Origin of the sequence: Lacimicrobium sp. SS2-24 (assembly GCF_002201535.1) — a bacterium.
In the GTDB taxonomy this organism is placed as follows: Bacteria; Pseudomonadota; Gammaproteobacteria; order Enterobacterales; family Alteromonadaceae; genus Lacimicrobium.
In genome coordinates this window covers 443394-464939 of record NZ_NIWW01000003.1, presented here as the reverse complement: position 1 = coordinate 464939, position 21546 = coordinate 443394, and the positions used below count along the sequence as shown (strand labels likewise).

Sequence of the window (21546 nt, the reverse complement as noted above, 5' to 3'; positions counted from 1 at the left end):
AAACTGGCGCGTGTTTTTCAGCTGGCAAATAACTGGGACAGGTCTTTAAAGGCCTTGAATTCGAGAGCGTTACCGCTGGGGTCCAGTAAAAATAGGGTGGCCTGCTCTCCCGCCTGCCCTTTAAAACGAATGTAAGGGGCAATAATAAACTCGCACTGCGCTGCCTCTAACGTATTGGCCAGCTGATGCCAGTCCTGCCAATCAAGCACCACCCCAAAATGCGGTACCGGCACGGCATGCTGATCCACTTCATTATGACTCGGTGGGCTGGGCATAGCCTCTACAAGATGGGTCACTAACTGGTGGCCGAAAAAGTCCCAGTCTATCCACTGTTCACTGGAACGGCCACGGCGACAACCTAGTAAGTCACCATAGAACGCTTCTGCCTGAGGCAAATCTGTGACCGGAATGGCCAGATGAAAAGGAGGCAATCCACTCATTAACTCACCCATTTGAGTTTTTTTAGTTTACTCGCGCTGAAAGGCGGGTAACGCCAGTTGATATCAAACCAGGTGCTGCGCTTCATCACGGCTTTCAGATGACTGAAAGTGTCAAAGCCCCATTGACCATGGTAGCGGCCCATACCGCTGTGACCCACACCGCCGAAGGGTAAATCCGGATTTGCCATAAACATCATACCATCGTTGATACACACGCTGCCTGCGCTGGTTTGGGTCAGTACACGCTGCTCTAACGCCGGATCCCGGGTATACAGATATAAGGCCAGGGGCTTAGGTCGCTGATTGACAAAGGAAATCGCCTCTTCAATATGCGCTGTCGTGATGATTGGCAATATGGGACCAAAAATCTCTTCCTGCATCAAAGGGGAATCTGTACTGGGATTGAGCACGATGGTGGGGGCCATAAAACGGGTTTGGGGATCACACTGACCTCCTGCTACAACAGATTGTCCCTGCAAATAATCTTGCAGTCGCTGAAAATGACGGGCATTGATAATGCGTCCGTAGTCCTGGCTCTGAGCCGGATCCGTGCCATAAAAGGCATCTATTTTACGTTTCAACGCTTCAACCAGCGCTGGCCTGAAAGACTCCTCGGTAATGATATAGTCCGGTGCCACGCAGGTTTGACCGGCATTCATCCACTTGCTCCAAACGATTCGAGCGGCGGTGGTCTCCAGGTCACAGTCTTGGCTGACAATACAGGGGCTTTTGCCACCCAGTTCCAGTGTTACCGGGGTCAGATGTTCTGCGGCGGCGCGCATGACAATCTTTCCAACAGCTTCGCCGCCAGTATATAAAATATGGCCAAAGGGCTGTTTTAACAGTTCGGTGGTCTCCTCAACTGCACCTTCTACCACCAAAAATGCCTTGTTATCGAGGTAAGAGGGAAGCAGCCTGGCTAGTAATGTACTGGTAGCCGGCGCCAGTTCGGAGGGTTTGAGAACTGCACAGTTGCCGGCAGCAATGGCCGCCACCAGGGGGGCTAACAGTAATTGAAAAGGATAGTTCCAGGCCCCGATAATCAGTACAGTGCCCACAGGCTCAGGTTGCAGATAACTGCTTCCAGGCTGCGCGACAAGCGGTGTTGAGACTTTGCGTGGTGCAGTCCATTTTGACAGGTGTTTGAGCGTATGAGTAATATCCGTTTGCAGATATCCGACCTCCGACAGCCAACTTTCCTGCTCAGCTTTGCCCAGATCCTCATGCAGCGCGCGCAAAATGGCGTGTTCGGATTCTTCTATCAATTTGGCCAGCTGTTGTAACTGTTGTTTGCGCCAGGCCAGTGGGCGGGTGGCGCCACCCGAGTAATACTCATCCAGCTGTTTCACAGCCGCTGCGATCATCGCGCTTTGCATAACTGAAGCTACCTTTACCAGAACAGCATACAGGTTAGCGCTGAATGGTCATTGATGGCAATGCTGTGTGTGCTTCAATGGACGCTTTGCTGAGCATGGATATACCGGCTCAGGGTAATGAAGCTCTCTACCCAGTATCTGTCTCGATGGTTATCCAGCCAAGCCAGGAACTGTTTATGAACGTCGGCGTCTACTGCCAGATAGTCCCCGCCCACACCATGAAAGGTTATGCTGGCAAGGGAGCCGTGGGTTTCTGCCGCTTTGACATAATCTTTTAGTTCCTGCAGTGATGGATTGATAGCAAACCAGGTGGGCGTGTCGTGCAGTTGTAACTGTTGCATGTCCGACAGTGGTTTACCCTGACGTCTGATGGCAACGAAAAGCGGCGTCAACTGAGTGAGATAGTTGCCATCCTGTGCGCGGCTGTCACCACAGGGTGGGGTAAAGGTGCGCTGTGTCTCACCATCTATGGCCAACAAAAAAACATTCGCATTGTGGATCTCCTGCACGATAGCGGCGACGGATAAGGTATCCAGATTGTTGTGAGGTTCAACCCAACTGCGCTCGGGAAGTGACGCTCGGCACGGGTGATTAATGCTGTGATTGCCAAGTTCGTGGCCCTGACGGGCTGCCAGACGCCACTCGTTTAAGCGAGTTTTGATAGTGGGAGAGTTTAGGGTGAGGTAGAAGCTGGCATGAAATCCATAACGATTGAGTTCAGGCAGGGCAGTATCCAGGTGACTATCAAGTGCATCGTCATAGGCCAGGCTCACCGCCGCTCTGATGCCATCTGGCCATTGGAACTGGGCACTGACCTGCATGGAGACCAGGCACATGCACAGCATAAAGCGCCTTATTTTCAAGCAGCTCAGAAATGGGTGATGTTTCATTGCTATGCCAGCCTTATCAGTGAGAGGACAATGGACAGGTTGAGGTGTTGCATTGATGAGAACATAGATTAATATTTGAAAGCGCTTACACGTGATACTACGAATAAGTAAAGCACAATTTCAAGTGGGTAGGTAGCACAGAGGATTGTTGATGTATTCATTGATATTAAACCCATTTAACCCGGAGTTTGGAAAGTGAAAGGTTCAGCACACATCGCGTTATTACTGACAATGACAATGACAATGACGTTGACGGTTTTGTCAGTGTTCCCTGACAGGGCTCGCGCTGAGGCGCCCCATGTTACCGATGAGAAGACGTCGGCCGGTGAATGGCAGTTAGTCTGGCAGGATGAATTTGATAAAGAGGTGATCAATGCCAACAACTGGACCCTTGAGGTGAATTGTGCCGGAGGCGGCAACAACGAAAAGCAGTGTTATACCGATAACGAAGAGAACGCTTATGTGGCCGATGGAAAATTGATCATTGTTGCCTTACCGGCCCGAAAGGGTGCAGAAAAGCCCTACACTTCCGCGCGCCTTAACAGCAGGGGTAAGGCCGATTTCAGGTATGGCAGAATTGAGATCAGAGCAAAGCTACCCTTCGGACAGGGCAGTTGGCCGGCGCTATGGATGATGCCGACCGAGGAGGTATATGGCAGCTGGCCGAAATCCGGCGAGATTGACATCATGGAAGCGGTCAACCTGAAAACGCGGGATAAGCAGGGTAAGCAAGAGTCCCGCATCCACGGTACCCTGCATTATGGTGGAGACTGGCCCGATAATGTTTATTCGGGGCAGGCTTATGCTTTGCCCGACGAGCAAAACCCCGCCGACGATTTTCACACCTACAGCATTGAATGGCAGCAAGGAGAAATTCGCTGGTATGTTGATAACCACCTCTACGCCGCTCAGCGTCAATCAGTCTTTAGCGACGATCACCAGGGCCAGGCAGTGGAATTGCTCCATCGGGGCTGGTTTACCGAATCTGTTAAAACTGCCTCCAATGACATGGCCGCAGCCCCTTTTGACCAGAAGTTTTATGTAATATTAAATCTGGCTGTTGGGGGTAACTGGCCGGAGAATACCAATCAAAAAGGAATCGACGAACAGGCCTTTGCTTTGGGTCAGCACATGCAAATTGATTTTGTCAGGGTATATCAATGTGCTGTCGACCCCGTCACAGGGAAAGGTTGCAATACCAGCAGTTCGGAGCATGTGTTGATAGAAGGCCGGGCAAAATGATCGTCGCGGCCAGATGATTTGCGTGCTGATCGCCAATTTGTATCCAATGCCTTGCCGGCCTTTGCTATGATTCGCATTTGATGATCCTTTGTGGAAAACAGATGATGGGAACTCAAGCGAATAACCCTTTACATGGTGTGACCCTGGAACAGATGATTGTGCAATTGGAGCAAAAACTGGGATGGGAGGAGATGGCCAAGGTAGTGGATATTCGTTGCTTCAGCCATGACCCGTCGGTCAAATCCAGTTTGACGTTTTTGCGCCGCACCCCCTGGGCAAGGGAGAAAGTAGAGCGCCTGTACCTGAACGTTTTTCATGTATGGGGCAGCGGTTCCTGATGATCCTCAGGTGCATGCAATGACCCGTTCGTTGGGCAGAACCTGTAAGGCTCTGCTGCATGAAAGTTTCAGTATTTATCTCACGCTACTCAAAATTCTGATCCCGACCCTGATTATCGTCAAAGTGCTCGAAACACTGGGCGCCACTGCATTGTTGGCCAGTCTGCTGGGACCCGTAATGGCGCTGATTGGCTTGCCGGAATCGGCGGGGCTGGTGTGGGCTACCACGTTGCTTACTAATATTTACACCGGAATGGTGGTGTTTCTGTCGCTGGCAGAGCAGCAGAGTCTGACGGTGGCTCAGGTGAGCGTATTAGGTACCCTGATGTTGATTGCTCACGGTTTGCCTTTTGAAGGGGCGGTGGCCAAAAAAGCCGGGGTTCCATGGTGGTTTACCTTGTTACTGCGTATTGGCGGGGCACTGTTACTCGGTGGTGCTGTGCACTTGTGTTACCACTACTTTGAGCTCCTTCAACAGCCCAGCCAGTTACTGTGGCAGGCGCCTGAGCGAGATGGTTCTGTGAGTCAGTGGCTGGTGGATCAGTGCCTGACCATCGCTGCGATCTTTTTTATTATTCTGACGCTGGTCAGCCTGCTTAAACTGCTCAGAAAACTGGGCATTGAAAGGCTGTTGCACTTTGCCCTGTCACCGCTATTGCGATTGCTGGGTATCGGCCGGGATGCCGCCAATATTACCATTATCGGTATGACCATGGGGCTGAGTTTTGGTGCGGGAATTTTGCTGAATGAGGTTGGCAGAGGAAAACTGAGCCGGCGCGATGTGCTGCTGACGGTCAGCTTTCTTGGACTGTGCCACAGTCTGATCGAGGACACCCTGTTGGTGATGCTGCTCGGAGCCCATCTGTCAGCGATTCTGTGGGCCAGGTTGCTATTTTCAGTGGTTCTTATTGCAATGATAGCCCGTTTACTTCCCCAAGCTACCATCAATCACAAAGGATGATGGTAGCTGGGGATAACCAGGCTTACTGACAACTAACCACAGGGTCAGTCACGTTCGGTCTGACATAGATTTTTGAAAGGCTCAGTTCGGCCTTGCCCGCACTGGTTAGTACCAGCGGATTAAATACTCCCGCTAAGCCCTGTGCATCACGGAAACAACTGAGATCCACACTGAGGGTCTGCCAGCTCTGAGGTTCCATCTTCTGCAGATGGCCTGATATATCCACACTGGCACCACACTCAGGGCCACAATCCATCGACAAGGTGACAGAATCCTCAGGTGCCTGGGTAACAAAGACATCCATCACTAAGGCGCCATTGCGCTCAAGGTAATCTCGCAGATCCTGAGGGAACGGTGCACCAATACGAACCTCGCCAATGGCACTGCCGTCAAAGCTTATGGCGCGCGCATCTTCCTGAACAAATCTGTCCATGGTTCGCAACTTAACAGGACCGCTGCTGAATATAGACTTGTTGACTGTGCTCTGGCTGTCTGGTGTGCCCACGGTCAGGGACCAGGGAGCGCGGATAGCATTTTCAAGCAGAGCCAACGCCTCCAGTGCAGTGGCGCTGGACGCCACCTCTTCATTCAACTGACTGTCCAGCGTACTGGCTTCACCATAGCTAAGACCGAAGCCATATGGGAGCAAAGGCGCATAATCCGAATCACCGACATTAACAGTGGCTTGATCCGGGCTCGCTGGCCAGGAAAACGACAGCTTACCGGTAAAGTCATAGCGAATATTGCCCGCTTTGTCAGTAAACAATACATCGGCAATGCCTTGTCCTTCTGAGCCAGGAAGCCAGGCGGCGACAAAGGCATCTGAGGCATTGAGTTCAGGATTCACCCAAAGCGGGCGACCGCTGATAAACACAGAAACCACGGGGATCTCTGCCGCTTTCAGTTTTTTCAGAATAGCCAGATCCTGTTTATTGCCGCGCTGGTATTCCAGATTCGCCAGATCGCCATTACCTTCTGCATAGGGTTCTTCACCAAAGACCACAATGGCAACGTCAGGTTTTTCCTCAAAGCTGCCATCGACAGACAATGTGGCCTGACCGCCGGCGCTTTCAACCGTTTCGCGAATGCCCTGATAGATAGAGCTTCCGCCGGGGAAATCTGCATTCTCATTACCTGTACCTTGCCAGGTGATGGTCCAGCCTCCGGATTGTTTTCCGATATTGTCGGCGGCGTCACCGGCTACCAGAATACGCTGGCCTGGACGCAGAGGCAGTACTTGCTGTTCGTTCTTGAGTAACACCAGAGATTGACGCACTGCTTTGCGTGCGATCTCACGATGTTCCGGATGACCAATCAGGCCGGTATCCCCGGCGAGAGGACGCTGAGCCGGGGAGGGTTTTTCAAACAGACCTGCACGTACTTTTACGCGCAGAACCCGGCGTACCGCATCATCCAGCCGACTTTGCGGAATAATGCCTTCTTTAACCTGAGCAATGGTGTTAGTCAGTAAAGGTTTCCAGGCTTGAGTGGGAACCATAAAGACATCCAGGCCAGCATTGATGGCGTCCGGGCAGCTCTCATTGGTACAACCCGGGATTTGGCCATGGCCATTCCAGTCGCCTACCACAAAGCCGTCAAAGCCCATGCGCTCTTTCAATACTTTAGTAAGCAGGTACTCACTACCGTGAACTTTCTCACCATGCCAGCTGTTAAATGACGCCATTACTGACTGTGCACCGGCCGTCAGACCGCCAACATAGCCCTGGGCGTGGATTTCATAAAGCTCTTTCTCTGTTGCTAGGTTATCGCCCTGATCGTCACCGCCCTGGGTACCGCCATCGCCGACAAAGTGCTTAACCGTGCTCAGCACCTGTGTCTGAGACAGGAAATCCTCTCCGCGGCCTTGCAGACCCTTTACGATGGCATAGGAATAGTCACGGACGATCCTGGGATCTTCTGAATAGGCCTCATAAGTACGTCCCCAGCGATCATCACGGGTCACGGCTACCGTGGGTGCAAAGATCCAGTCGATACCGGTTGCGGCCACTTCTTTTGCCGTGGCATTGGCGATTTCTTCGATCAAAGCCGGGTTATTGGCGGCTCCCAAACCGATATTGTGTGGGAACAGGGTAGCACCGATCACATTGTTGTGGCCGTGTACCGCATCGGTTCCCCACATAGTTGGAATGCGGCTGCCGTCCAGAGAATCGTCAATAGACGCCTGATACATGGACTCGGCGAGGTTCACCCAGTCCTGTACCGAAGCATGTTTGTCGTTATTTGGAAAAGCACCGCCACCGTTGAGGTATGAGCCAAAGCCATAACGACGCATGTCTTCTACCGTGACATCCTTGATTTCTGGCTGGATGATTTGCGCAACCTTCTGCTCCAGTGTCATGTCCTTGAGGATGTCATTGACCCGTTGTTCCACTGCAGGGTCGGATTTTACCTCGGGTTGAATACGCGGCCAGTAGTCAGGCACGGCTGCGGTATCCTGAGTTTCAGAATCTGATTTTTGTTGCGGCTCACTGCAGGCGCTCAGCATGCCAATGCCAAGTGCTGCGATGATAGCTGAAAGCTTAATGTTGTGGTTCATCATGCAACCCCCTGCTCAGTTTGATCCGTTGTCTTGACGCGAACTGCTGCACCGATGAGGCCATAGAAGCCGATGTACAGATAGCACAGCAGTGGCAACAAGAACGACAGCTGAAGGCCAATCGTGTCTGCCAGCACTCCCTGGAGCAGGGGTACCACGGCACCACCGACGATGGCCAGACATAACAGGCCCGAACCGCGGCTGGTGTCTTTGCCGAGGCCTTTCAGAGCAAGACTGAAAATGGTCGGGAACATAATGGAGTTACACAGACCCACCAACAGCACACTCCACATAGCCAGGGGACCGGAGCTGAAGATAGTGATCAGGAGTAAGGTAATGGAGGCGACACTGTTGAAGCCCAAAAGCTTACCGGGTGCGATTTTCTGCATCAGCACTGCGCCGATGAAACGACCTACCATGGCGCCGCCCCAATAGTAGGCGATGTACTTGGATGCCTGCCCTTCGCTCATCCCCATGACGCTTTCTTCACCCAGATAGTTGACCAGAAAGCTGCCGATGGAGACTTCGGCGCCAACGTAAACAAAAATACCGATGGCACCGAGGATAAGATGCGGGTAGCTTTTAAGCGGCGCTTTGGCGCCCGAATCAATGAGGTCTGCGGCACTGGGAACGTGGTTACCGGTTTCCGGTAGACGCATTCTGACGAAGAAGGCGGCCAACCCAATAAGCACCAGCGCGAGCCCTAGGTAGGGGACAATCACCGATTCGGCGGATTGCACGCTTCCTTCTATATGGGAGAAAATCAGGATACCGCCGATAACCGGTGCCACCGTCGTACCCAGAGAATTGAAAGCCTGGGTCATTGTAAGACGGGACTCGGCTGTTGCCGGATCACCCAGCAGCGTGACCAGCGGATTCGCCGCAACCTGCAATATGGTGACACCTGCGGCGAGGATAAACAGTGCTCCCAGAAACATCCAGTAGGTTTCATACAACGCCGAAGGTACAAATAGCAGACATCCTGCAGCGGCGGTCAATAGCCCCAAAGCAATGCCTTTTTGAAAGCCAATCTTGTCGACGATCCGGCCCGCCGGTACAGAGACCAGGAAATACGCCATAAAGAAGCAGAACTGCACCAGCATGGCTTGTGTGTAGCTCAGGCTAAACACACTCTTCAGATGAGGGATCAGGATGTCATTGAGTGCAGTAATGAACCCCCACATAAAGAACAATGCGGTAAGCGAGATCATTGCCAATGGCAGTGTATTGTTGCGCACAGGTTGTTGGGGCGGTATTGAAGTTGTCATACAGGTGCCTTATTTGAAGCCAGTAATTTCAACCAGATGATCTTCACATTGACCATTGGCTAACATTAGGTTTACACTTTGTGAAAGCGCTTACATTTAAGCATCATGACATCTTTTGTGCAACAAATTATCAACATTTGCACTTATTGGTTGAGACATCTACCTGACACCCGGCGCACTCATTCAGTTACACAGGACAGAACAGTGAAAAATAAGTCAATCTCCTTACCGTCAGCATCGCCTTTACTCAGGCAGGACTTTACTTTTGGCGTTGCCACTGCGTCTTTTCAGATAGAGGGTGCCGCACAGTCAAGGTTAGAGACCATCTGGGACAGGTTTTGTGATACGCCGGGTAAGATTCGGGATGGCTCCGATGGTAAAACAGCCTGTGAGCATCTGTTGCACTGGGAAGCGGATCTTCGCCTGATTCGTTCACTGGGAGTGGACGCTTATCGATTCTCCGTCTCCTGGGCCAGAGTCATGCATGAAGACGGTAGCGTGAATCAACAGGGACTGGATTTTTATATCGCCTTACTGGATCGCTTAAACGAATATGCTATCAAACCCTTTGTTACCCTCTATCACTGGGATTTACCTCAATATCTGGAAGATCAAGGCGGCTGGCTGAACCGGGACACCGCTTATCGGTTTCGTGACTATGCAGATTGTGTCTCTAAGGCATTTGGTGACAGGGTGCATTCCTACGCAACCCTTAACGAACCTTTTTGCAGTGCCTATCTGGGATATGAGGCGGGTATCCATGCGCCGGGTCACAAGAGTCGGGCTTACGGCAAACAAGCCGCTCACCATCTATTGCTTGCTCATGGCCTGGCCATGGAGGTACTTGAGCGTAATGCACCGGATGCCCTTAACGGCATTGTCCTGAATTTCAGTCCCTGTTACGCCGCATCTGACTCTGCAGAGGATGGTGAAGCGGCCAAACTGGCCGATGAGTATTTTAATCACTGGTACTTGCAGCCACTTCTGGAAAAGCGTTATCCGGATGTGTTGCATAAGCTGCCAGAGCATGAACACCCCCCGATTCAGCCCGGTGATATGGAGATTATTGGGCATAGACTGGACTATATTGGCATCAATTATTATACCCGTGAGCGCTACCAAGAGAGCGCAGGGGAGTTGTTTGAAAAGCTCGAACATGATCAGCATCCTTTGACTGATATGGGCTGGGAAGTGTATCCGCAGGGCTTAACGGATCTGTTAGTGGATTATCACCAACGTTATCAATTGCCTCCGATTTTCATAACTGAAAACGGCGCGGCTATGGTTGATAAGGTAGTGGATGGAAAGGTTGATGACCCTGAACGACTGGACTACCTGCAGAGCCATTTGCTGGCTGTGCATAAGGCCTGTGAGCAAGGGGTGGACGTACGAGGTTATTTTGCCTGGAGTCTGATGGATAATTTCGAGTGGGCCGAGGGTTACCTTAAGCGGTTTGGTATTGTCTATGTGGACTATGACAGTCAACAGCGTATTATCAAATCCAGTGGTTATGCGTACCGTGATTTTTTGCTTAAAAAAGCTCAATCCAGTGGCTCACAACATGAAACCGGAGCACGTTAAATGGCCTTATCGGTAAGAGAAAAAGTGGCATATGGCCTGGGAGACACGGCCAGCAATATTGTCTTCCAGTCTGTCATGTTATTTCTCTCCTTCTTCTATACTGATGTATTTGGTATTTCCCCGGCCATTGTCGGCACCCTGTTTCTGGTGGTGCGTATTTTTGATGCGGTGACCGACCCTCTGATGGGGGCCATTAATGACCGCACTAACAGTCGTTACGGAAAATTTCGCCCCTATCTGCTGTGGCTGGCGGTCCCTTTTGGTCTGATAAGTGTGCTGGCGTTTACCACGCCTGACTTGTCGGCAGATGGCAAAGTCATCTATGCCTTTGTGACCTATGGGCTGCTGATGCTGGCCTACACAGCAATCAATATTCCTTATTCCGCGCTAGGTGGCGTGTTGACCGCGGACCCCAGTGAGCGCGTTTCGGTACAGTCCTACCGTTTTGTGTTTGGGATGCTGGGCGGATTGTTGGTCACCGCGTTTACGCTGCCCCTGGTAGATTGGTTTGGTCAAGGGGACAAGGCCCTGGGTTACCAGCTCACCATTGCGGCTATGAGCGCCCTTGGTGTGGTTTTTTTCTGGTTGTGTTTTGCCGGGACCAAAGAGCGTATTTTTCCGCCAGCGGAGCAAAAGTCGTCATTTAAACAGGATATCGCTGCTTTATGGCAGAATGACCAGTGGCGGGTACTCTGTGTGGCCGCGATGTTGGTGCTGTTGGGGATGGTGATCCGCAATACGCTGGCGATTTACTATGTGAAATATTTTCTTGATCGTGAAGACTTAATCACGCTGTTCGTGACCCTGGGCATGCTAGGCAATATTGCAGGTTGTGCCATGGCCCAAGGACTGGCAAAACGTCTGTGCAAAGTAAAGGCTTACATACTGATTCAGTTGATCGCCGCAGTATTGTGTGTTGCCGCCTTTTTTGTCGACTCAGAACAACTCGTACTGGCTTTTGTTATCTATATCAGCTGGTGCTTCATATTGCAGATGGGAACGCCGTTATTGTGGGCTAAAATGGCGGATATCGTAGATTATGGCCAGTGGCGAAGTGGGCTGCGCATTACCGGTATGACATACTCTTCCATTGTCTTTTTTATTAAGCTGGGTCTGGCCCTGGGCGGCGCGGTGGCTGGCTGGTTGCTTGCCTATTATGGATACGCGCCAAATCAGGTACAATCTGAGCAGACCCGCCAGGGGATACTGCTGTCTTTTACACTGCTGCCAGCCATAACCTTTGTATTGGTAGCCGCGGTGATGAAGTTTTATAAACTCGACGACAGCAAAGTGTTGCAGGTTCGCCATGAACTGGAGAGGACCGCCGCTTAGGCAATAACAATAACAGGGTAGACAGAATAAATGGCAACCATCTATGAGGTGTCGGAGCTGGCCGGCGTGTCACTGGCAACCGTGTCCCGGGTAATGAATGGCAATACCCGGGTGAGCGAAGCCAAACGTACCAAGGTACTGGCAGCAATGAAAGAGCTCAATTATCGGCCCAATTCCATTGCCCAGTCATTGGCGTCAAATTGTACTAATAGTGTAGGGTTGCTGGTTTCAGAGCTCTATGGACCCTTCTTCGGTGAAATGATGAGTGGGGTAGAGGGCGAGCTACGGGCTGCTGGAAAGCACGTTATAGTGGCTGCGGGCCATAGTGATGAAGCCAGCGAAAAGGACGCCATCGAATTCCTGATCAGCCGCAAATGTGATGCGTTGATTCTGCATGTTGATGCCGTATCAGACGAGTACCTGCTAGACCTTAACAAAAAGGGTACTCCTGTGGTGGTGATAAACCGCTATGTTGAGGGTTTAGGGGAAAGTTGTATTTGCCTGAATAATGAGTTGGGTGGCTATCTTGCAACCAAAGCGGTATTGGAAATGGGGCATCGTCAGATAGCCTATGTTTCCGGTCCCATGTGGAAGATGGATGTGCGTGAACGTCTGGCCGGGCATAAGCGAGCCTTAAAGGAGTTTGGTTGTGAGGTGCCCGACAGCCTGTATATCGAAGGTGACTTTCATGAAGAGGGCGGTGTTGCTGCCATGCAGCAATTGTTAAAACAGAAGCAGCCTTTTACTGCGGTGGTTTGTGCTAACGATGAAATGGCTTGCGGGGTCATGAACTGCGCCAGAGACAACGACCTTGATGTGCCTTCAGATGTGTCGGTGATGGGCTTCGATAATGTAATCATGTCCCGTTATACCTTCCCCCACCTGACCACCATTGATTTCCCTTCCGGTGAAATGGGACGGATGGCGGCAAACTGGGTTCGCCACCATATCTATGAAGATAAAAAGAAGCCTTTAAACACCTTGTTTGAGCCCACGTTGGTGCTGCGAGATTCGCTCAGGAAAATTGCCTGACCCGGTCTGAGAGGTCACGGCCTCTCAGGGCATGGCCGCCGGGCAATAGTGACGCAAAAAATCCTCATGGCTGGGCAACTGATCCACCATACGCTTAGACTGAATGCGAATCTGGTCGAGGAAATGCTGTAATTCATCATCGCTCATCTGATCCACGATCGGGTGATACTGCTGCGGCATAATGCCCTGGCCCAACATCACCTGAGTCCAGGAGTTCTCGCCAAAGAGTTCATTTGGCACTTTAAAGACCTTACCGGTCTCCTTAAACAGTTCAATCCGATGAGCCAGCGAATCCGGGATATCCATGTTGGCACAATGCCTCCAGAACGCCGAATCACGGCGATTGGTGACGTTGTAGTGGAGAATAATGAAATCACGGATGTTCTCCACTTCTGAAAACATCTGAGCATTGAATTCGTCAATGTCGCTTTGCACGATGCCGGAATGTGGGAACATTTGCATGAGTCTGACAATGCCACGTTGAATCAGGTGGATACTGGTGGACTCAAGGGGCTCAATAAAACCACTTGAAAGCCCTAGCGCGACACAGTTTTTATTCCAATGCAGGCGACGTTGGCCTGTGCGGAAGCGTATCTGACGAGGCTCAGTAATGGGCTCGCCTTCAAGGTTGTTGAGCAGGGTTTCTCTGGCCTGCTCATCACTCATATACCGACTGCAGTAGACCAAACCATTGCCGGTGCGATGTTGCAGCGGTATACGCCACTGCCAGCCTGATTCGCGAGCAATAGAGCGGGTGTAGGGAATAGGCGGCTTGACGTTTTTAGTCTGCACGGCCAGTGCCGCATCACAGGGTAGCCAGTGGGTCCAGTCCAGATAACCCGTATGCAGGGTTTGCTCAATCAAAAGCCCCCTGAAGCCGGTGCAGTCGATAAACAGATCACCTTCGAGCTGTTCGCCGCTTTCAAGAATGAGTCGCTCAAGCATGCCGGTCGAGTGGTTGCAGACCACCTCACTGATTTTCCCTTCTACCCGGCGGGTACCATGCTCCTCGGCTATTTTGCGCAAAAACTGTGCGTACAGGCCAGCGTCAAAATGGTAGGCATAGTTGAGCCCTTGTTTGGGTTGTACCGCAAACTTATTGGCTAAGGAGGCTAACAACTCAGGACAGTAGTCGCCATAGTCTGAAGCGATGCCCTGTTGTTTGCCCTTAACCCAGAAGTGTTGGAAGCCCGCTGCCCAGCAATCCTGACCTGTGGTGCCAAATGAATGAATGTAGTCTTCATTCACGTTTCGCCAGTTCTCAAAACTGATCCCAAGCTTAAAGGTCGCCTGGGTGGCGACCATAAAATCCTGCTCTTTAATGCCCAGCAGTTTATGCAGGGTTAACAGGGGCGGAATGGTCGCTTCGCCGACACCCACGGTCGCTATCTGATCCGATTCGACCAGACAGATATCCAGATTCTTACCCAATAATTTAGCGATAGACGCCGCAGCCATCCAGCCAGCGGTGCCTCCTCCTGCAATGATGACTTTCTGTACCCTGTTCACACTATCTCTCTCTTCTGGCAAAGTCGTTTGGTTAGCGGCCGAACTTGTTCAGCAGCATTGATCTGAGTCGTTGTGCCCCCTCGGCATCAATCCGGGTATGTGGGCCGAGTCGTCCGGCTGGCAAATGCTCGCTGTCTTGTTGCTCATGTTCAAATACATAGTGGTTGAGCAGGTTTTGCCAGCCCTCTCGTTGACGTTTTGGTAATTCCTTCAGACTCATGATGGCATGCAACAAGACATTGATAGGTGCACCCAAATAGGATGGGGTATTACGCCACCAGTAGTTCACCAGTGTATTAACCTGCTCCTTGCCGTCGATAGCATGCCACCACATGCTGGGAATGAAGATCGCGTCTCCGGGTTCTAGCTCAGTGGTCACAGCATGTTCAAGGGCCGTCCTGAATTTGGGGAAGCGCGTAAAGTCCGGGTGCTTTAAATCCACCATGCTGATGGGCTGGCCACCGGGGTTAAAGTCCAGTGGACCGATGTAAAGGTTTTCCAGTTGTTCAGGAGGGAACAGGGTCACCTGGCGACGGCCGCTGACACAAACGGCCAGGTTGTCGGGAAAGTCAAAATGTGCCGCGACGCGGCTGGGGTTCCCCATCCACAGGCTCACCAGCGGGGTGATATGTTGCCATGGTGTTGATACATCAATCGGATTGGCTTGAGTAAAACCACTGAACCACTTATCCAGCAGGGTTGAGCCTAAATACAGGCCTCCGTCAGAGCCATCTGAATAGTTCAGTAACTGGGATGCAAAATCCTGGAAGCTCATCTGTCGCGGCTCAAAGTTAAATCCGCTAACATCCTCATTGTAAAAGATGCGCCCATCGCCACCAGATTGATACTGATAGGCCGTCACAGGCTGTCCCTGATCAAACCGATTTAAATAGTCTACCAGCGCCTGTCCAGAGTGCTTGCCTGCCTTCACCGCTGGCCAATGCTCAAACGCCCCCTGAATATACACAGGCTGCTCTGAAACGCTGAGTAGCGTATCCAGTTCTGCCATAGAGGCGACGGTCTGACGTTCCAACCTGTGCATTAATGCTGCTTCCTAGGCCTGCGATACGCGTTGATTCTTGCGGGCGATTAAATCGCGCAGGTGAGAGTGGGATGCCAGGATCATATACACTGCCTGCAAGTAGCCTTTTTCATGCAGCATGCTCAGTTGTGGGGCAGAAAGTTTCTCTAACTTGTCTTCATTAATGGTATAGAAACCCAGCAGTTGATGCTGACTGCCATTATCCAGTTCAACATCCAGACTGAACGACTCCAGCAAATCCAGCTCATTGAGCATGGCAATGAAGGTCTTGTTTTCTTCGAGTCCTTGATGCGTGGCTTCTAACAGGGCCGAAACCCGTTGCAGGTACTCAGTGGGGCTGCCCAGTTGATCGAACAGGGCTTCACCTTCTGTTTCATTGACACGTGGATTGTCTAAATCAATGTGTATGACGCGGTCCTGGTTGCCATTTTGCTGCTGTAAGCCAATCAAAAAGGGTAGCCGCTCAACCAAAATGGGAATGTGGTGAGCATCCCAGCCTTGCTCTGTCAGGAACAGGTTTTCACCCTGCTCGAATCCCATCAACGCGATGCACTGGAATTGACCCTCTGTGTCTTTTTGAAAAAAGACTGGGTAGTGAGCCTGGATGGTTCTGAGTTCTTCGACAAAGGTGACCGCGAACATCATGTTATCGCCCAATTCGGCACTTCGGTCTGTTCGTACGCGCAGGTTACGGTGATGATCTTTGTTAAGTAATACGTGTTGAGTCATGAATACTCCAAAACCGTTAGAGGCGGCGTAGCCCCTGTTGTTTAATGTCATTGATCAAGGCTCGGTTACTGGGTAAAGCCTTTGTCATTCTGTGTATCTTGTGTTGGTTTTCCTGCAGCAACTGCTCAGCGGTACTGGCTTGTTTCGCTTCATGGCGTTGCGGCGAAAATCGGGTCTCCCCATGCATACCATAATAGACATACTGGTAGCTCGCTGCCGGGAACAATTCCTCGGCCAGCGGTGTGTCGTATATCGAAGGGGCTTGGCGCTGCCATAGTGCTAACTTATGCTTCAGACTCTCCGGCAGGCCGTGTCTGTTATCCTGCCAGTAATCGCTGTCCTGGCGCTGAGACAGACAATAGTGCAGTTTGAGGAACTCAACAATCCCCTTCCAGTGATATTCAAAACGCTGATTAAATCGGTCGCTAACGAAGGCCATGTCCTGCTGTAAACCATTGAGGTTGTCGCTGATAAAGCGCGCCGAGTTTTCAATCAGTGCCAGTGCAGAGGCTTCCAGCGGCTCGATGAAGCCGGCACTCAGTCCTACAGCAACGGTATTGTGGACCCAGAAGGTTTTACGGTATCCGGAGGTAAACTGTATCTGTCGTGGCTCGGACTGTTTGGCTGCCTGTTCGCCCATTTCTTTTGTCACATAGCGTCGTAGGCGCTGCTCTGCGTCATCATCGGACTCGTAATTACTGGCATAAACGTAACCAATACCGCGGCGTGTAGACAGACCAATGTCCCATATCCAGCCATTTTCCTGAGCGCTGGACATTGTGCAGGATTGTATCGGTGCCTGATCATCGGCATAAGGCACTTGCATCACCATGGCACGGTCATTAAAGAGCACCGATTGTAGGGATTCCAGAGGTACCTGATAATGCTTGCCCAACAACAAACTATTAAAGCCAGAGCAATCAATGAACAGGTCGGCTTCAAGTGTGCCGTGCTGTTGCGTCCGTATAGCCGTGATGGGACTGTCCTGCTTGTTGCCTTGCTCAGGCGAGATGATATCGGTGACCTTGTCCTGTATATGGCGGATACCGAGGCGTTGTGTGCCGTGGCGGGTCAGAAGCTCAACAAACTTGGCGGCATTGAGGTGATAGCCATAATTCAGAATGAAGGCAAACTCTGGCGTGGAAAGTTGTTTGGGAGCCAGCCCCTTTTCACACAGAAGGGTCTGGGGCGTCGCCGCGCTGGCAAAATCGACCCTTTGACGATGTTGTTGCCAGAAACGACAGAACTCTAATTGCTGATAACCCGCGGGCAGACTGAAAGGGTGGTAGTAATGGTCGTGTTTATCGGTGCTGTACCAATTACGGAATAACGAACCTTGTTTAAAGCTGGCATCGCACTCACGAATCAGGTCGGTCTCAGAAAGACCGATACGCTCCAGGGTTGTGCGCATGGATGGCCAGGTCCCTTCACCCACACCAATGGTTTTGATATCGGGTGATTCAACCAGGGTTATTTCTAGATTACCGTTGTCTGAGGTGTCATGATCCGCTGCCAGCAAATTAGCCGTTAACCAGCCTGCTGTGCCTCCACCTATTACCACAACGCGAATTTTACTCTTTTGCATCGCTACAACTTACCCGCTTTTGCGCCGGGGTCAACAACACAGAGGGTGTTTATACCCTATTGCCTTACAAAAAAACGATCAGATTAAGTCACTGTGCCGGCAATCATCTAATCTGATGGTTTTACTTAAGAGAAGAAAAGAGCCGCAAGAAGCGGCTCTTTAAACTATACCCGTTTTAAACTGGGTGTATCAGAACTTGTAGCGAGCACCGATGTTGTAACGCGGTCCGGTTTGCGTCACGTTCAGTACCTGTTCTTCCGCACGACCGTGTGAACGGCCATACTCATCCGTGATGTTAAGTGCTTCGAAGAACACCGTCAGGTTCTCGTTTACTTCGTAGCTGGCGTTCATGTCCCACTGACCGTACTCTTCGACGTACACTGGGTGTGCACCGGTTGCCTGACCCGTAGCGGACAGGAACTTGTCACGCCAGTTATAGGCCACACGAATCTGGAAACCGTCTTTGTCGTAGAAGCCAATCACGTTAGCGGAGTCGCTCAGACCGATAAGCGCAAACTGCTGCTCCAGACTGAAGTTGTCGTAGCTGATATCACCGTCAACGATGGTCGCGTTGGCGATGACGCCATAGCCGCTGTCTCCGAAGAGGTGCTGCACAGCCAATTCCCAGCCATCCAGTTCCGCTTCTTTGTCATTTACCGGGATGGTGATGTCGAAGATAGCCGGAGCATCATCGCCCTCGATACCCAGAATCATTTCACCGTCCACTGAACCCGGATAATTCTCGATGATATAGTCACGAATCAGGTTTGCATCCAGGCTGCCGACTGCATTTACGGCTTCGGCATAGCGAGAGCCCTGAGCAGGGTGTGGCAGGTCATATACTGCTTCTTCAATAATGGAAGTACCGATAAAGTTCTTCACGTCTTTACGGTAGTAACCTATTGACGCATAGCTGCCCTCATCGTAGTACCACTCCAGCGACAAGTCGTAGTTATTGGATTCCAGAGGTAACAGGTTCGGGTTGCCACGAGAACCCGTACCACCATCAATTCGCAATAACTGATTGACTGTCAGACCGCCCTGAATATCGCCATAGCTTGGGCGACCGATGGTTTTGCTGTAGGAGAAACGTGCTTTGACGTCCATGGTCAGCTCAACATCGAAGTTCAGGTTTGGCAGGACGTAATCATAGTCACCTTTGAGGTCGGTAAATTCCTGCTCGCCATTACCAATCAGCGTAAATTCGTTAGCGGCTACCCAACCGATATTGGTATAAGTGGGCACCAGGGCCTGAGAGGCCACATCGGTTTTCTCGTAACGTAAACCCGTGTAGATATTCGCCGGCATATTGCCAATATCAAATATCAGATGGGCTTGTAGATAGGCGTAAGTGTTCTCTTCCTGAGTGCGACGATCAGTGGTGTATTCTGATGACGGGCAGAACCCATTACCACAGTCACCGGCACCGGCGACAGGGTATAGCTGAGCGGCGCGAGCTCGCACTGCCTCAAAGTCAAAGGCGGCAAATTCGTTTTGAAGACCCGGATGATCGCTGCCAGGAACGTCAAATCTGTCGGCAACGGACTCGATGGGCCAGAAAGAGCTGTCGAAATCGCCTGCTTCACCTACACCACCCCAGGTATCGCGCTGTACGTTAGAGAAGGCAGAACGATTATCAACATCTGTCTGACCGACACCAAAGTTAATGCTGCTGAGTACGCCTTCGTCGAAGGTATAGCGACCCTTGACCTGATACTGGTCAATTTCGCTGCGCATATAGCTGTTTCTGAACGAGCTACCGGCAATGCGAATATCCTGCGGATCCAGTGCGGTATAGCCATCAGGGTAGACGATTTCCAGTACCGGGAGATCCTGGTCAAAGCGACCAATGGTCTCGGCTCTGACAAAAGCAGCGGTACCGAGTACGTTGTTACTGCCCCATGGGCTATCAGGGCCGGATTCGGCAGACGAGCTGTGCCCGTCAAATTCCAGTTCCAGGTTATCGGTGGCTTGCCACTCAACATTAAAGCCAAAAGATTTATTTTCGTTGGAAGAGGCAAAATCACCCGCGCCCATGGCAAGGTCAGATCCCCAAGGTGTCTGCTCTGCATAAACCAGTGGTGATGCAATCGGACCGTCGGTCCACTCACCGGTAGAAGGACCGAAGTTAAACCAGCCAGACAAATCTCTATACTGGGTGGCCACTTCATTTTTCGAGTAGGTGTAGTCCAAAGTTGCAGTTACGTTGTCAACCGGACGATACTGCATTACCAGCTGGCCATTAGTACGGGTGCGCTGCACTTCATTAAAGGCATAGCCCAGACTCTGAGGTACAGAGTAAATCGAGTCTTCGCCAGGACGATTGATATGACCTGAGTCAGGGCCATCAGGGATACCACCCCAATCGGCTGTACCTGCACCCCAATCCTGGTCAGTTACGCCGGTAAATGAGCGCCATCCGCCCGTATTGGCTTGCTGATTACCACTTTCACGCTTCTGGTAACTACCGCTGATAGATACACCAAAGGTGTCATCGGCAAAGGTGTTGCTGTACAAGCCAGACAGTTCAGGCGTCAACGAGCTGCCGTCTTCGCTGGAGGTATCGTGTACACCCTTAACACCAAATGTTGCCTGCATGCCAGGCGCGTTCAGTGGGCGGGTGGTTAAAATATTGATCGTTGAGCCGATACCACCGGTGGAGATGTCGGCGCGACCTGTTTTATACACTTCAACGGCGGCAATACCCTCAGACGCTAGGTTGCCGAAGTCAAAGGAACGAGATGATGATGCGGTAGTGGCTTCAATAGATGAAGTAGGCATCTGACGACCGTTCAGTGTAACCAGGTTATAATCGGGACCAAAGCCACGAACCGTTACTCTGGCACCTTCACCATTTTGGCGATCGATGGAGACACCCGTGATACGTTGAAGGGACTCTGCCAGGTTAGTATCCGGGAACTTACCAATATCTTCTGCAGAGATGGCATCGACAACACCAGCGCCCTCGCGTTTAACGTCCATCGCTCGGATGAGACTGCTGCGAATGCCGGAGACTTCAATGATCTCTACCGGAGCTTCATCTGCTGTCGTATCATCTGCTTGCTGCGCATAGGCGGCGCCCATGCCTGAGCCCAGAATTAGCGACAAACAGCTTGCCAATTGTGTTCTTCTGAAAGTGTTTTGCTTCATGTGTCCCTCCGACGTGTATACATCGAGCTTGCTTGGTTTATATTGTAAGCGCTTACAAATGAATTACAAAAAAATAGCATAATTTATAAGCACACTCGCTTCTTTGACCGTCCGTATCAGTGAGCAGCGACCACGCCTCGCGGTGACTCTGCCACTCCTTCAGCCTTACTTAGTCAGGCTGCCGCTTCTGACGTGAATAATCTTGCTTTTTACTTCAAGTCGGTCTCAGCGAAAAAGCGCCTTTTTGCATCCGGCGTTGTGGTCAGGATTATACAATGTAAGCGCTTTCATAAAAAGTATCGTGTTTGCCCATGTAATGCAAGTGTTTTTAAAATGTTAACAGGATGAGGTGGGTATCATTATGTTAACGGTTTGAAGAGCGCAGACGTTAGCCTCGTTGTCAGTTTTGCCTGAGAATCTCCAAGCGGTTTGAACAAAGGGCATGTGATACCTGACCTTTGTTATAGCCCCAGAGGCGGGGCTTGTGACTGAACCACGGGGTTTATCAGCGAGC

15 protein-coding genes and 1 pseudogene are annotated in these 21546 nt (G+C 51.2%); 6 read left to right on the top strand and 10 right to left on the bottom strand.

Features of this window, described 5'->3' with window-relative positions:
- Positions 1–17: 17 nt before the first annotated feature.
- The 3 genes from CCY32_RS08110 to CCY32_RS08100 all read right to left on the bottom strand — a co-directional run bounded on the left by CCY32_RS08110 (position 18) and on the right by CCY32_RS08100 (position 2661).
- Positions 18–440 (bottom strand): VOC family protein, encoded by a 423-nt coding sequence (locus CCY32_RS08110; RefSeq protein ID WP_088330086.1) that lies wholly within the window; start codon positions 438–440, stop codon positions 18–20.
- On the bottom strand, positions 440–1816 hold the full coding sequence (locus CCY32_RS08105) for an aldehyde dehydrogenase family protein (RefSeq protein ID WP_088330085.1): 1377 nt from the start codon (positions 1814–1816) through the stop codon (positions 440–442). Before CCY32_RS08105 ends, CCY32_RS08110 begins: the two co-directional genes overlap by 1 nt.
- Positions 1817–1890: 74 nt before the next feature.
- Positions 1891–2661: a polysaccharide deacetylase family protein gene (locus tag CCY32_RS08100; RefSeq protein ID WP_168171456.1), complete on the bottom strand. Its 771-nt coding sequence runs from the start codon at positions 2659–2661 to the stop codon at positions 1891–1893.
- Between the two features lie 372 nt (positions 2662–3033).
- Here CCY32_RS08100 and CCY32_RS08095 point away from each other — a divergent pair.
- The 3 genes and pseudogenes from CCY32_RS08095 to CCY32_RS08085 form a co-directional block, all read left to right on the top strand.
- Positions 3034–3906 (top strand): annotated as a pseudogene (locus CCY32_RS08095) (glycoside hydrolase family 16 protein); the annotation flags it as partial.
- Between the two features lie 146 nt (positions 3907–4052).
- Positions 4053–4286 carry a VF530 family protein gene (locus CCY32_RS08090; RefSeq protein WP_088330155.1) on the top strand — a complete coding sequence of 78 codons (234 nt, stop codon included), beginning with the start codon at positions 4053–4055 and terminating at the stop codon, positions 4284–4286.
- Between the two features lie 19 nt (positions 4287–4305).
- Positions 4306–5247 (top strand): hypothetical protein, encoded by a 942-nt coding sequence (locus tag CCY32_RS08085; RefSeq protein ID WP_088330083.1) that lies wholly within the window; start codon positions 4306–4308, stop codon positions 5245–5247.
- 22 nt (positions 5248–5269) lie between these two features.
- On the opposite strand, the gene CCY32_RS08080 is transcribed toward CCY32_RS08085, so the two are convergent.
- Positions 5270–7807: a glycoside hydrolase family 3 N-terminal domain-containing protein gene (locus tag CCY32_RS08080; protein ID WP_210401704.1), complete on the bottom strand. Its 2538-nt coding sequence runs from the start codon at positions 7805–7807 to the stop codon at positions 5270–5272.
- Positions 7804–9072, bottom strand: a complete 1269-nt coding sequence (locus CCY32_RS08075) for a sugar MFS transporter (protein ID WP_088330082.1) — start codon at positions 9070–9072, stop codon at positions 7804–7806. The genes CCY32_RS08080 and CCY32_RS08075 overlap by 4 nt, the downstream gene beginning before the upstream one ends.
- A 204-nt stretch (positions 9073–9276) precedes the next feature.
- Here CCY32_RS08075 and CCY32_RS08070 point away from each other — a divergent pair, with 204 nt between their 5' ends.
- Genes CCY32_RS08070 through CCY32_RS08060 form a run of 3 tightly spaced genes read left to right on the top strand, consistent with a single transcriptional unit; the run spans position 9277 to position 13017 of the window.
- A complete protein-coding gene (locus CCY32_RS08070) occupies positions 9277–10653 on the top strand; it encodes a GH1 family beta-glucosidase (protein ID WP_246840560.1) in 1377 nt (458 codons plus the stop codon).
- Positions 10654–11985, top strand: coding sequence for a glycoside-pentoside-hexuronide (GPH):cation symporter (locus CCY32_RS08065; RefSeq protein ID WP_088330080.1), 1332 nt, complete (start codon positions 10654–10656; stop codon positions 11983–11985).
- Positions 11986–12015: 30 nt separating this feature from the next.
- Complete coding sequence (locus tag CCY32_RS08060) at positions 12016–13017, top strand: LacI family DNA-binding transcriptional regulator (protein WP_088330079.1); 1002 nt, start codon at positions 12016–12018, stop codon at positions 13015–13017.
- A gap of 24 nt (positions 13018–13041) precedes the next feature.
- Here CCY32_RS08060 and CCY32_RS08055 read toward each other — a convergent pair whose 3' ends face one another.
- The 5 genes from CCY32_RS08055 to CCY32_RS08035 form a co-directional block, all read right to left on the bottom strand.
- Positions 13042–14526, bottom strand: a complete 1485-nt coding sequence (locus tag CCY32_RS08055; protein ID WP_088330078.1) for a tryptophan halogenase family protein — start codon at positions 14524–14526, stop codon at positions 13042–13044.
- A gap of 31 nt (positions 14527–14557) precedes the next feature.
- Entirely contained in the window at positions 14558–15568 is a 1011-nt protein-coding gene (locus CCY32_RS08050) for a cupin-like domain-containing protein (protein ID WP_088330077.1), read from the bottom strand.
- A 12-nt stretch (positions 15569–15580) separates the two neighbouring features.
- The gene (locus tag CCY32_RS08045; RefSeq protein ID WP_088330076.1) at positions 15581–16297 is read right to left on the bottom strand and encodes a SapC family protein; all 717 of its coding nucleotides are present in this window, start codon (positions 16295–16297) and stop codon (positions 15581–15583) included.
- A gap of 16 nt (positions 16298–16313) precedes the next feature.
- On the bottom strand, positions 16314–17882 hold the full coding sequence (locus tag CCY32_RS08040; RefSeq protein ID WP_088330075.1) for a tryptophan halogenase family protein: 1569 nt from the start codon (positions 17880–17882) through the stop codon (positions 16314–16316).
- 189 nt (positions 17883–18071) lie between these two features.
- Positions 18072–21032 (bottom strand): TonB-dependent receptor, encoded by a 2961-nt coding sequence (locus tag CCY32_RS08035; RefSeq protein ID WP_088330074.1) that lies wholly within the window; start codon positions 21030–21032, stop codon positions 18072–18074.
- Positions 21033–21546: the final 514 nt, after the last annotated feature.